Here is a 12,309-nt window from a genome sequence, read left to right as displayed (position 1 = left end):
AGGGCCCGCCACGGTGTTGAACCCTGCGTGAGCAGCACAGTGATCAGCCGGACCTGGTTCTCCGTCCTCGACCGCTCCCGCACCCGCGAGGGCCACCCGCCCGCGGAGGCGCTGCGGGAGACCGTCGCGCTGGCCCGCGAGGCGGAGGCGCTGGGCTACCACCGGTTCTGGGTGTCCGAGCACCACGGCGTGCCGGGCGTCGCCGGCTCCGCGCCGACCGTGCTCGCCGCCGCCGTCGCCGCGGCCACCCGCACCATCCGGGTCGGGACCGGCGGGGTCATGCTGCCCAACCACCAACCCCTGGTCGTCGCCGAGCAGTTCGGGGTGCTCGAATCCCTGTTCCCGGGCCGTGTCGACATGGGGCTCGGCCGCTCCGTGGGTTTCACGGACGGGGTGCGCAAGGCGCTCGGCCGGGACAAGGGCGACGCCGAGGACTTCGCCGCGCGGCTCGGCGAGCTGCTGGACTGGTTCACGGGCGGCTCGCCGACCGGGGTGCACGCCCGCCCGGCGGAGGGCCTGACCGTGCCGCCGTTCGTGCTGGCCATGGGCGAGGGCGCGCGCATCGCGGCCCGCGCGGGCCTGCCCATGGTCATCGGTGACCTGCGCGGCCGGGAGAAGATGCTGCGCGGCATCGACCAGTACCGCTCCCTGTTCCGCCCCTCCCGCTGGGCGTCCGAGCCGTACGTGGTGATCTCCGGCACGGTCGCGGTCGCCGGCAGCGAGGCCGAGGCGCGCCGGCTGCTCATCCCCGAGGCCTGGGCGATGGCGTACTCCCGCACGCACGGCTCCTTCCCGCCGCTCGCCCCCGCCGAGGAGGTCGAGGCCCGCGCGATGACCGCGAAGGAACGGGACTTGTACGTCTCCGGGCTCGCCGGGCACATCGCGGGCACCGCGGACCAGGTCGCCCACGAGCTGGAGACGGTGCTGAAGGAGACCGGCGCCGAGGAGGTGCTCGTCACCACCAGCACCTACGACCGTACGGCCCTGCTGGACTCCCACCGGCGGCTCGCCGCGCTCTTCGCTCCGGGCCGGTGAACCGCCCGAGATGCGAACCCGGCCCGGGCCGGTGACCCTGGGAGGGCGAACCTCTAGCGACGAGGAGGGCTGCCATGTCCCTGAAGGACAAGATCAAGGGCATGCTCAAGGGCCGTGAGGGCATGGCCGACAAGGGCATCGACAAGGGCGGCGACTACGTCGACCAGCGCACCGGGAACAAGTACCGGTCGCAGGTCGACACCGGTCAGGACAAGCTGCGGGACGAGTTCGGCACCCGGCCGCAGGACCGGGACAACCCTCCGCAGGTCTAGCGCACGGGGGCGGTTAGGGTATCCCCCCGATGCACAGCCCCCATGACCCGTACGTCCGCGTCCGCGGCGCCCGCGAGCACAACCTCAAGGGCGTCGACGTGGACATCCCCCGGGACGTGCTGGCCGTGTTCACCGGCGTCTCCGGCTCGGGCAAGTCGTCCCTGGCGTTCGGCACGGTCTACGCCGAGGCGCAGCGGCGGTACTTCGAGTCGGTCGCCCCGTACGCGCGCCGCCTGATCCACCAGGTGGGGGCGCCCAAGGTCGGTGAGATCACCGGGCTGCCGCCCGCGGTCTCGCTCCAGCAGCGCCGCTCCGCCCCCGGCTCGCGCTCCTCGGTGGGCACGGTCACCAACCTCTCCAATTCGCTGCGCATGCTGTTCTCGCGCGCCGGCGTCTATCCGCCCGGCGCCGAGCGGCTGGACTCGGACGCGTTCTCGCCGAACACGGCGGCCGGTGCCTGCCCCACCTGCCACGGCCTCGGGCAGGTGCACGAGACCACCGAGGACCTGCTGGTCCCGGACCCCTCGCTGACCATCCGCGAGGGTGCCGTCGCGGCCTGGCCGGGCGCCTGGCAGGGCAAGAACCTGCGGGACATCCTGGACACGCTCGGCCACGACGTGGACCGGCCCTGGCGTGAGCTGCCCGCCCGGGAGCGCGAGTGGATCCTGTTCACCGACGAGCAGCCGGTGGTCACCGTCCACCCGGTCCGGGACGCCGACCGCATCCAACGGCCGTACCGGGGCACGTACATGAGCGCCCGCCGGTACGTCCTGAAGACGTTCTCGGACACCAGGTCGCCGACCCTGCGGGCGAAGGCGGAGCGCTTCCTGACCAGTGCGCCCTGCCCGGCCTGCGGGGGCAGCCGGCTGCGACCCGAGGCGCTCGCGGTGACCTTCGGCGGGCGGACCATCGCGGAGCTGGCCGCGCTGCCGCTGACCGACCTCGCGGGGCTCCTCGACGGCGGCACCGGGACAGAGACGGCCCGGGTGCTCAGGGCCGACCTCACGTCCCGGATCGCGCCGGTGGTCGAGCTAGGGCTCGGCTATCTCAGCCTGGACCGGGCCACCCCCACCCTCTCGGTGGGCGAGCTGCAACGGCTGCGGCTCGCCACGCAGTTGCGCTCCGGGCTGTTCGGTGTGGTGTACGTGCTGGACGAGCCGTCCGCCGGACTGCACCCGGCGGACACCGAGGCCCTGCTGACCGTGCTGGACCGGCTGAAGGCCGCCGGGAACTCGGTGTTCGTGGTGGAACACCATCTGGAGGTGGTGCGCGGCGCCGACTGGGTGGTCGACGTGGGCCCCGGCGCGGGCGAGCACGGCGGGCGGGTACTGTACAGCGGGCCGGTGGCCGAGCTGGCCTCGGTCGAGGAGTCGGCGACGGCCGTGTTCCTCTTCGACGAGTCGCCCGGACCGCCGCGCGAAGTCCGGGCACCACGCGGCTGGTTGTCGGTCGGACCGGTGACCCGGCACAACCTGCGCGGGGTGACGGCCGAGTTCCCGCTCGGCGCGTTCACCGCGGTCACCGGTGTCTCCGGCTCCGGAAAGTCCACGCTGATCGGCGAGTTGACGGAAGACCCAGGCCGCGTCGAGCGGCTGGTCCGCGTCGACCAGAAGCCCATCGGCCGCACCCCGCGGTCCAACCTGGCCACCTACACGGGCCTGTTCGACGTCGTGCGGAAGGTGTTCGCCGGCACCGAGGAGGCGCGGGCGCGCGGGTACGGCGTAGGCCGGTTCTCGTTCAACGTGGCCGGTGGGCGCTGCGAGACCTGCCAGGGCGAGGGGTTCGTCAGCGTGGAACTGCTGTTCCTGCCGATCACCTACGCGCCCTGCCCGGACTGCGGCGGCGCCCGCTACAACCCCGAGACGCTCCAGGTGACGTACCGGGGACGGACCATCGCCGACGTGCTCGACCTGACCGTGGAGGCCGCCGCGGAGTTCTTCGCGGACTCCCCCGCCGCCGCCCGCAGCCTCGGCACCCTGCTCGACGTGGGCCTCGGCTATCTGCGGCTCGGCCAGCCGGCGACCGAGCTGTCCGGCGGGGAGGCGCAGCGGATCAAGCTGGCGAGCGAACTCCAGCGCGGACGCCGGGGCCACACCCTGTACCTGCTGGACGAGCCGACGACCGGACTGCACCCGGCCGATGTGGAAGTGCTGATGGACCGGCTGCACGGGCTGGTCGACGCCGGGCACACGGTCGTCGTGGTCGAGCACGACATGACGGTGGTCGCGGGCGCGGACTGGGTGGTCGACCTCGGCCCGGGCGGCGGCGACCGGGGCGGCCGGATCGTGGCGGCCGGCCCGCCGGACCGGGTGGCCCGCGCGGAGGGCAGCGCCACGGCGCCGTATCTGGCGCGGGTCATGCCCTGAGCCCGGGGTGGCCCACCGCGTCCAAGGCATCGATGCGGTAAACGAGTTGTGCAAGTCCAGCGGCTCGCCGGGGCTTCCCGCCGATAATACGAGCGTGTCCACTTCACCCGATCTCGCGCTCGCCGACGGCACTCCGGTCCGGTTCCTGCTCGCCCCCGGCACCGGCGCCGCACCCGCCGCCCCACCGGACGACGACCTGCCGGAGGGCATGGGGCGGGCCATGCCGGTCGGCGCGGGCGGCCGGGCCGTCGCGAACTTCGCCGCCGAGGCGCTGCGCGGCGCGCTGCGGCCGATCGGCCCGCTGTTGCAGGAGGTCCACGACGCCGCCACGGCGGTGCCCGATCCACCCACCGAACTGACCGTGACCTTCGGTGTGCAGGTCGGCCAGGATCTGAAGTTCGGGATCGTGGGCGCGGCCGGGCAGGCGCATCTCACCGTCACCGCCGCCTGGAAACCCGCCCCGGACACCGGCGCGACATCCGGCGCGGAGTGACGTGTGGGGTGGTTCCGGAATCGCTGGGACACCTGCGCCGATCCGTCCCGGTACGTCGTGTCCTTGCTGCGCGCCGAGGACGGCAAGGCCGCGGGGGCGGGCTTCGTCCTCGGCGCCGACACGGTGCTGACCTGCGCGCACGTCGTCAACGCCGCGCTGGGCAGGGACCTGCTCGACGCGCGGGCACCGGGTGTCGACGAGGTGACCGTCGAGGTGCCGGACGCCGGGCGGACGGACGACCGGCGGTTTCCGGCGCGTGTCGCCCACTGGATACCGCCCCGCGCCCGGGGCGGCGGGCCGGTCGGCGCGGGCAGCACCGAATGGCTCGGCGACCTCGCCGTGCTGCGCGTCGACGCCCCGGCCGGGGGTCTGCCGCCCGGTCCCCGCCAGGCCGCCATGACGGTCGGGCACAAGCTGGACGCCTGGCACGGCGGCGGCCGAGCCGCCACCGTCGCCCGGCTCACCGTCGCCGCGCTGCACGGCCCCCTGGCCTATCTGGACGGCGCCCCCACCGGCATGGCGGTCGGCCCCGGCTACAGCGGCAGCCCGCTGTGGTGCCGGCAGGAGCAGGCCGTGGTCGGGCTGGTCGTGGGGCACTTCATGCCGGTGGACGGGCCGCCGACGCCGGTCGCGCTCGGCTTGCAGAGCCTGGTCCGGCGCAGCTGGGCCGTGCCCTGGCAGGCCGTCGAGGCCGAACTGCGGCCCCTCGGCGTGCTGGACGGCGTCCTGCCCACGCCCGTCGACCCGGACGACCCGGCCTTCGAGCTGCTGGTGGAGGCCATCGAGGACGCGCTGCCCTCGCCCAGCGGACGGGGTGACTGCGCCCGCCGGCTGGCCCGGCTGTGCGGTGTCGAGGCGGGCAGCGACGTCGTCCCGCCCTCCCCCGAGGAGGTCGCCGGTTTCGTGCTGACGCATCCGCGCGCCCTGGCGGCGCTGACCGGAATCCTGCGCCGGGACAGCCCGCGCGCCGCCGACCGGATTCTGGCCGTGGGCGCCCTGTCCCGCACGCCCCGGCTGCTGTCCGCGGCCGAGTACACGGAGCTGCGCGGACTTCTGCGCGCCATCGCCCCAGCCGTGCTGGCACGGTTCCCGGAGGCGGTCCGGGCCGCGTTGCCGCACCTCGCGGCCCGGCCGGGCGGCGACACCGTGGACGCGCTCCTCGATCATCTGGAGGGCCTGCCGGGTGACGGCCACGCGACCGGCGAGGAGCGCCGGGTGCCGGCGCTGCTGCGGGTGACGGAGTACGTCGCCGCGCTGTGCCCGGACACCCAGCGGGCGCGGCTGCGGCTGTGGGCGGACGGGGTGGCCCGGCGCCTGGGCATCGAGCGGTCGGCGCTGGGCGAACGCCGTTTCGACGCGCAGGAGTGGGCGCGTACGGCGCGCGGACGTGCCATCCGGGTGCGGGTCCTGGTGCAGGTGACCAAGGCCGGGCGCGGCCGGCACCGGCTGCGGATCTGGTGCGACGAGGGAACGGGGCCCCGGCAGGTGTCCGCCGAGAGCGTGCAGTCGTACACGGCCTCGGAGGCGGCGCGCGAGGTGCTGCGGGTGCTGGACTCGCTGACGCCCTCGGCCGAGGACGAGCGCCCGCCCCTGGTGGAGGTGCTCGTGGATCGCGGCGGCCTCAACCTGCCCGTCGACGAGTGGGCGGCCCGGGATCCGGCCGAGCTGGTGCCCGGTGTGCTCGGGGTGGAGTTCCCGCTGGTCGTGCACTGCCCCGAACTGCTGCGCCGCAACGGGCGTTTCGTCTCCCGGTGGCGCAGCCGGTGGAGCCGGCTGGACGAGGGCAAGGCGCTCGTCGTCTCGGAACCCGCCGACCGGGACACGCTCTACTCGCGGCTCGTCAACCAACTCGACACCGTGCGCGTCTCCGTGGACGTACCCCCCGGACCGCCCCGGGACCGCATCGTGCAGACCTGCCTGGCGCTGGGCATACCCGTGGTGATGTGGGACCGGCGCGAGGACGGCTCCTCGCACAGCGTCCGGCACATGGCGCGGGTCGCCACCCGGGAGCTGCCCGACGGCGTCCACAGCTACCGGGCCAACGCCCTGAACAACGCACCCGAGTTCCCCGGCCGGCCGGTCCTGGCCTGGGCCGACGCCGACCGTACCGTCCCTCGTCTGCACCTGTCCGAACCCCAGGAGGGCCCATGACATCCGCCGCCGACGCCGACTGGCGCCTGTTCCGAGGCGACGGCGTGCCCCGGGCCGTCAGCCTCCCCTCCGCCCCGCCCTGGCGGCGCTTCACCCCCACCCGCGCGACGCGCCCCGAACTGCCGTACGTGATCGACCCGCGGCATGCCGACATCGTCAACGCGGCCCTGCACCTGCGCCGCCCGCTGCTGGTGACCGGGCCCGCCGGCACCGGCAAGTCGTCCCTCGCCCGGGCCGTCGCGCACGAACTGTGCCTGGGCGACCTGCTGCGCTGGTCGGTCACCAGCCGCTCCACCGTGCCGGACGCGCTGTACGTGTACGACGCCATCGGCCGGCTGCGGGAGACCACGCTCAGCCGGGACCGCGGCGAGGGCGAGCCGTCCATCGGCCAGTTCATCCGGCTCGGCCCGCTCGGTACGGCACTGGTGGCGTCGGGCGCCCCGCGCTGCCTGCTCATCGACGAGATGGACAAGGGCGACGTCGATCTGCCCAACGACCTGCTCACCGTGTTCGAGGAGGGCTATTTCGAGATCAAGGAGCTGGTCCGGCTGCCGGAGGGCACGGCCGACGTGGAGGTGCAGACCTCCGACCACCGGGGCACCGTCCGGGTGCACCAGGGGCTCGTGCAGTGCGCCGAGTTCCCCGTCGTGATCATCACCAGCAACGGGGAGCGGGACTTCCCGCCCGCTTTCCTGCGCCGCTGCCTGCGGCTGGAACTGCCGGTGCCGGACGAGGAGCGGCTGCGCGACATCGTCGCCGCCCACCTGGGCGAGGAGGCGCTGCGGGAGGCCGACGACCTGATCGACGCCTTCCTGCGCCGCCGCGCCCTGGGCGAGCTGGCCACCGACCAGCTGCTGAACGCGGTGTTCCTGCGCACCGGGGGCGTCGACCTGGACGCGGACGGCCTGCTGGACGCCGTGCTGCACCAGCTCACCGGGGCGATGTGACCGTGCCGGGCGGGGGCGCGCGGCTGGCCGAGGTGCTGCGGGTGCTGGCGGCCTGCGGGCACGAGCTGGACGCGGACCAGGTCCTGGACGTGCTGTGGCTCGCCCGTCGGCTGCCCGCGGACGCCGGCGCGCCGCTGCTGCGCGAGCCGTCGCCGGCGCCCGCCCGCCCGGCGCCCGGCCCCGCCCCCGGGCCCGGCCCGACGGAACCGCGGCATCCGGCGCCGGAGCCCGACGACCCGGACCTGCCCGACCTCACCGCGCCCTCCCTGTACGCGGCGGCACGGCAGACCCCGGTGCCGGAGGTGCGGCTCGCCCCGGCCGCCCCCGAGCCCAGGCGGGCGCTGCCGGTGCGGGTGCCCGAGGACAAGGCCCTCGCCGACGAACTCGAACTGGGCCGGGCCCTGAGGCCGTTGCGCCGCCGCCTGGACAGCCGCCACCGCACGGAGATCGACGAGGAGCGCACCGCCGCGCAGCTCGCCGAGACGGGCCTGCCCGACGTGGTGGAGCGGCCGGTGCGGGAGCGCTGGCTGAATCTGGCGCTGCTCGTGGACGACGGTCTGTCGATGCTGCTGTGGCACCGGCTCGGCGCCGAACTGCGCGCGCTGCTGGAGCGGCTGGGTGCCTTCGCCACCACCCGGGTCCTCGGCCTCGACACCCGCGCCGCCCGCGAACCCCGCCTGCGCACCCGGCCGTTCCGGCCGGACGCCGGCACACTGCCGCTGAGCACGGTCAACGACCCCTCGGGCCGCACCCTCGTCCTCGTCGTCAGCGACGGCATGGGCGCCGCCTGGCGGTCCGAGGCCCTGCACCGGCTGCTGGCGGAGTGGGGCTCCCGGGGCCCGGTCGCGGTGCTCCAGACGCTGCCGCCGGACATGTGGGAGGCGTCCGGCATCGCCGCGGAACGCTGGCAGGTCACCACCCGGCGGATCGGCGGCGCCAACGCGGCCTGGGAGGTCGACGATCCGCTGCTGCCGCCGGAGCTGTCCGCGTTCCGGGGGGTGCCGGTGCCGGTCCTGGAACCGACCCCGGAGTCGCTGCGGGACTGGGCCCGGCTGCTGGCCTCGCCCGGCACCACCGTGGAGCTGCCGCTGCTGGCCGGCCCCGACCCGTACGGCAGCGTGGCCGCCGCCCGGGACCTGGCCAGCGCGCAGCACTTCCGGGACGCGGCGACCCCGGAGGCGTACCGGCTGGCGGCGCACCTGGCGGCGGTGTCGCCGCTGTCGGTGCCGGTGATGCGGCTGGTGCAGTCGGCGGTGCCGTGGCCGGCCACGACCTCGCACCTGGCGGAGGTGTTCCTGGGCGGCCTGGTCCGGCCGCATCCGGCGCCGGTGCCCGGCCCGCTGCCCGCCAAGCACCGGGTGTTCGACTTCGCCGAGGAGTCCAAGGCAGTGCTGCTGGACTCGGTCCCGCAGGCCGAACTCCTGCGCACCAGCCGTCGTATCGGCCGGCATCTGGAGGAACTCGCGGGCAACTCGCCGGACTTCCCGGCCTGGCTGGCCCATCCGGACGGCTCCGCCCAGCTGCCCGGTACGCACCAGCCGTTCACCAGCGTCGAACGCCGGCTGCTCGCCCGGTTCGGGGTGTCCTTCGACCGGGTGCCCGGCCTGCCCCGCTCGGAACCGGAGAGTCCCGCCGCGCCCGCCGACGGCTGGGAGCCGCTGACCGACGCCGACCCGGAGCGGCTCGGCCCGTACCGGCTGCGGGACCGGCGCCGGGGCCGCCGTACCGTGCTGTACCGGGGGGTGGACGCGCACGGCACGGAGGCGGTGCTGCGCACGCCCCGGCCCGATCTGCCCGCCGCCAACGCCCAGTTGATCACCGTGGAGGCGGAGGTGCTGGGCCGGCTGCAAGGCCAGTACGCGCCCGCGCTGCTGGCCACGGGACCGGACGACTCCCCGCCGTGGCTGGCGATGGCCCCGGTCCGCGACCGGGACACCCCGGACGGGCAGCCGCCCCGGCTGTCGGAGGTGTTCGCCCGCTCCCTGCGGCACGGCACCGCGCCGTTCGACCTGGTGCGCGGCCTGCTGGTTTCCTGGCACCTGGCGAACGCGCTCGCCCTGTGCCACGCCGCGGGTCTGGTGCCCGCGGACTTCGGCATGGACAGCGTGTACGTGCTGCGCCGCACCATCGTGCTCGGCGACCTGTCGGACTACGCCGTGGACGGCCGGTACCTGGGGTCCGGTCCCGCGCCGTCCGTCGCGGACAGCATGCGCGCGCTGGGCACCATGCTCCAGCTCATCAGCAGCAAGGCGGGCGTGGAGGTGCCGAACCTGCCGGAGGGCATGCATCTGTGGCAGGGCGACGGCTGGGAGAAGCTGCGGCGCCTGGTGCTGCGCTGCCTGGACGACGACCCGGGCCGGCGGCCCACCGCCGGAGAGGTCGCCGACGCGCTGGCCAAGTACATCGCCATGACCCGGCGGTTCGGCGACGCCGCGCCGTCGCCGGTCCCGGCGGCGAGCGGCCGGGCGCCGGCGCCCGTGCCGCTCACCCCGCCGGCCCTGACCGAGGAGGCACAGCAGGCCGGGCGGCAGCTGCCCCTGCCCCGCTTCGGGGCGGCCCGCGCACAGACCCAGGAACGCCTGGCCCGGCTGCGCGTGCCGCTGCCGCACAGCAGGCGGCTCACGCTGATCAGTGCGCACCACTACAGCGGCCGGGCCACCGCGACGATCGCGCTGGGCTCGCTGCTGGCCGCCGTACGGGCCGAGCCCGTCCTCGCCGTCGACGGGGCCGCCACCGAGGGGGCACTCGCCTTCTTCCTCCCGCGCGACCGGAACCGGGCCGTGCCGCGGGATCTGGCAGGCCTGCCGCCCGGCCCGTCGTACGAGCGCATCCGCGCCCACACCACCCGCCTCGCCTCGGGCCTGGAAGTGATCGCGCACCGCGCGGGGCACTTCGGGCCCAACTCCGCGCACGCGCAGGAGTACACGCAGGTGCTGGCCCACACGGCGCCGTACTACCCCTTCGTGCTGACCGACTGGGCGCCGGTGCGCCTGGAGCAGCCCCTGGACGCGATCCTCGACCACACGCACCGGCTGATCGTGTGCTGCGGCACCGCCGACTGGTGCCGCGACGCCGCGGTGCGCACCCTCGGCCGGATCCGGGAGGCCGGACGCCATCGGCTGGCGCGTGAAGCGATCGTCGTGGCCACGCGGACCGACGGCTCCTACCGCCGTGACCTGCCCGACGACTTCCCCTGGCAGCTGAACGTCCAGCCCGATCAGGTGGTGCAGGTCCCGTTCGACACCGCCCTCCAGTCATCGCGCTGGGAGCTGAAGGACCTCCGCCCGGCCACCGTGCACGCCTGTCTGCGGCTGGCCGAGCTGGTCGTGCGGCCCCTCTAGGGCGCTCGCGACCAGCGCCGCGTGGCTCCAGGCGGGCTCGGGTGCGGCCGGCTGGGCCGCGTGCGCGAGGGCGCGGCGGTCGGGGTGGGCGCCCGGCGGGATCACCGGCCGGACCTCCACCTCGGCGACCAGGCCCCGGGCCCGGGCGACGCGCCACAGGGAGGCCAGCAGGGTGTCCGCGCCGACGAAGGCCGCCGCGGTGCCGGGTCCGCCGTCCTGCCGCCGGTAGCGCAGGCCGACCGGCTGGACGGGCACCCCCGCGTCGAGCGCGGCCTGGAAGACGGCCCGGCGGAACCGGCCGTGGGCGCGCCCGCACCAGGTGCTGCCCTCGGGGAAGGCGGTCACGGCCGCGCCCGCGCGCAGGGCGCCGGCGATCTCGGCGACCGTGCCGGGCAGGGCACGCAGCCGGTCCCGCTCGATGAACAGGGCCCCGCCGCGCGCGGCCAGCGCACCCGCCAGGGGCCACTGCCGGACCTCGCTCTTGGCGAGCATCCGGGCCGGGCGTACGGCGGTGAGCAGCGGGATGTCCAGCCACGAGACGTGGTTGGCGACCAGCAACAGCCCGCCGGCCGGCGGGGCGGAGCCGGTGATCCGGACCCGGACCCCGATGGCCCGCACGATCATCCGGCACCACCGTCCGACCCACTCGGCGGGGATTCTCCCGCCGAGCGGGGACAGCGCGATCCCGGCCAGCAGCAGGGCCGCGACCGCGGTCAGCCGCAGCACGGCACGGGGTACGGCCGCGGCGGCCCGGACCGGCTCCAGGCAGGCGCCCGGTGTGCAGGGCGCGGTGGGCAGCCAGACGCTCATCAGGCCGGGACGAGGGAGAGGAAGTGCCGCAGATAGCGCGGGTCGACCCGGCGCATCGACAGCAGGACGTACAGGTCGGCGACCCCGAAGTCGGGGTCGTGCGCGGGCTCCCCGCACACCCAGGCGCCGAGCCGGAGGTAGCCGCGCAGCAGGGCGGGGAGTTCGGTGCGGGCGGCGGGGGCCGCGGTGCCGGGAGTCCACGGCAGCAGCGGCCGGACCCGGAACTCCTCGGGTGCCAGGTGCCTGTCCCGGACCCGCTCCCAGGTGCCGGCGGCGAGGGCACCACCGTCGGCGAGGGGCACCGAGCAGCAGCCCGCCAGCCACTCGTGGCCCCGGTCGGTCATGTAGCGGGCTATGCCGGCCCAGATCAGGCCGATGACGGCGCCGTCGCGGTGGTCGGGGTGGACGCAGGAGCGGCCGACCTCGACCAGGCCGGGCCGGATCGCGTCCAGCGCGGTCAGGTCGAACTCGCCCTCGGAGTAGAGCCGGCCGGCGACCGCGGCCCGCTCCGGCGGCAGCAGCCGGTAGGTGCCGACGACCTGCCCGGTCACCTCCTCGCGCACGAGCAGGTGGTCGCAGTAGGCGTCGAAGGGGTCGACGTCGTGCCCGGGCTCCGCGGTGGTCAGCAGGGCCCCCATCTCCCCGGCGAAGACGTCGTGCCGCAGCCGCTGGGCGGCACGCACGTCGGCCTCGTCGCGGGCGAGGGTGACGGTGTAGCGGGTGGGTGCCGCGGGCTGCGGGGGACGGTCGAGCGTGGAAACGCCGGTCATGGCTCTCTCCTGGGCACGGGCCGGGTCGGCGACAGAGGTGGCGGACCTGGTGCGTACGGCCCGCCGCTCCTGTTCTTCCGATGCCGGTTGGCGTGCGCGTGACCGGTGCCGGGAGAGCGGATGT

Annotated in this window: 9 protein-coding genes; 7 read left to right on the top strand and 2 right to left on the bottom strand. The window is 75.5% G+C overall.

The features are described from left to right. Positions 1–27 precede the first annotated feature (27 nt). The 7 genes from ACZ4WH_RS19905 (at position 28) to ACZ4WH_RS19875 (ending at position 10,605) form a co-directional block, all read left to right on the top strand. Entirely contained in the window at positions 28–1,035 is a 1,008-nt protein-coding gene (locus ACZ4WH_RS19905; RefSeq protein WP_468182125.1) for an LLM class flavin-dependent oxidoreductase, read from the top strand. Between the two features lie 74 nt (positions 1,036–1,109). Next, positions 1,110–1,307 carry an antitoxin gene (locus tag ACZ4WH_RS19900; RefSeq protein WP_171150605.1) on the top strand — a complete coding sequence of 66 codons (198 nt, stop codon included), beginning with the start codon at positions 1,110–1,112 and terminating at the stop codon, positions 1,305–1,307. Positions 1,308–1,336: 29 nt separating this feature from the next. Next, on the top strand, positions 1,337–3,673 hold the full coding sequence (locus ACZ4WH_RS19895; RefSeq protein ID WP_468182122.1) for an ATP-binding cassette domain-containing protein: 2,337 nt from the start codon (positions 1,337–1,339) through the stop codon (positions 3,671–3,673). Between the two features lie 94 nt (positions 3,674–3,767). Beyond that, complete coding sequence (locus ACZ4WH_RS19890) at positions 3,768–4,166, top strand: CU044_2847 family protein (protein ID WP_468182120.1); 399 nt, start codon at positions 3,768–3,770, stop codon at positions 4,164–4,166. A gap of 3 nt (positions 4,167–4,169) precedes the next feature. Further along, on the top strand, positions 4,170–6,317 hold the full coding sequence (locus ACZ4WH_RS19885) for a VMAP-C domain-containing protein (protein ID WP_468182118.1): 2,148 nt from the start codon (positions 4,170–4,172) through the stop codon (positions 6,315–6,317). After that, positions 6,314–7,264, top strand: coding sequence for an AAA family ATPase (locus tag ACZ4WH_RS19880; RefSeq protein ID WP_468182116.1), 951 nt, complete (start codon positions 6,314–6,316; stop codon positions 7,262–7,264). Before ACZ4WH_RS19885 ends, ACZ4WH_RS19880 begins: the two co-directional genes overlap by 4 nt. Beyond that, positions 7,261–10,605: an SAV_2336 N-terminal domain-related protein gene (locus ACZ4WH_RS19875; RefSeq protein WP_468182114.1), complete on the top strand. Its 3,345-nt coding sequence runs from the start codon at positions 7,261–7,263 to the stop codon at positions 10,603–10,605. The genes ACZ4WH_RS19880 and ACZ4WH_RS19875 overlap by 4 nt, the downstream gene beginning before the upstream one ends. On the opposite strand, the gene ACZ4WH_RS19870 is transcribed toward ACZ4WH_RS19875, so the two are convergent. Beyond that, on the bottom strand, positions 10,519–11,415 hold the full coding sequence (locus tag ACZ4WH_RS19870; RefSeq protein ID WP_468182112.1) for a lysophospholipid acyltransferase family protein: 897 nt from the start codon (positions 11,413–11,415) through the stop codon (positions 10,519–10,521). The two genes, ACZ4WH_RS19875 and ACZ4WH_RS19870, sit on opposite strands and share 87 nt — an antisense overlap. Continuing rightward, positions 11,415–12,185 (bottom strand): GNAT family N-acetyltransferase, encoded by a 771-nt coding sequence (locus ACZ4WH_RS19865; protein ID WP_468182110.1) that lies wholly within the window; start codon positions 12,183–12,185, stop codon positions 11,415–11,417. Before ACZ4WH_RS19865 ends, ACZ4WH_RS19870 begins: the two co-directional genes overlap by 1 nt. Positions 12,186–12,309 lie beyond the last annotated feature (124 nt).

The sequence above is a fragment of the Streptomyces sp. NPDC029138 genome (assembly GCF_055564375.1).
Note: the sequence above shows the minus strand (reverse complement) of the source record. Positions and strands in the feature narration are given on the sequence as shown.

What these genes read in the sequence shown, in the direction of transcription:
- ACZ4WH_RS19880 (WP_468182116.1), top strand. Translation starts at nt 6,314, where the DNA reads ATGACATCCGCCGCCGACGCCGACTGGCGCCTGTTCCGAGGCGACGGC.
- ACZ4WH_RS19865 (WP_468182110.1), bottom strand. Translation starts at nt 12,185, where the DNA reads ATGACCGGCGTTTCCACGCTCGACCGTCCCCCGCAGCCCGCGGCACCC.
- ACZ4WH_RS19895 (WP_468182122.1), top strand. Translation starts at nt 1,337, where the DNA reads ATGCACAGCCCCCATGACCCGTACGTCCGCGTCCGCGGCGCCCGCGAG.
- ACZ4WH_RS19900 (WP_171150605.1), top strand. Translation starts at nt 1,110, where the DNA reads ATGTCCCTGAAGGACAAGATCAAGGGCATGCTCAAGGGCCGTGAGGGC.
- ACZ4WH_RS19870 (WP_468182112.1), bottom strand. Translation starts at nt 11,415, where the DNA reads ATGAGCGTCTGGCTGCCCACCGCGCCCTGCACACCGGGCGCCTGCCTG.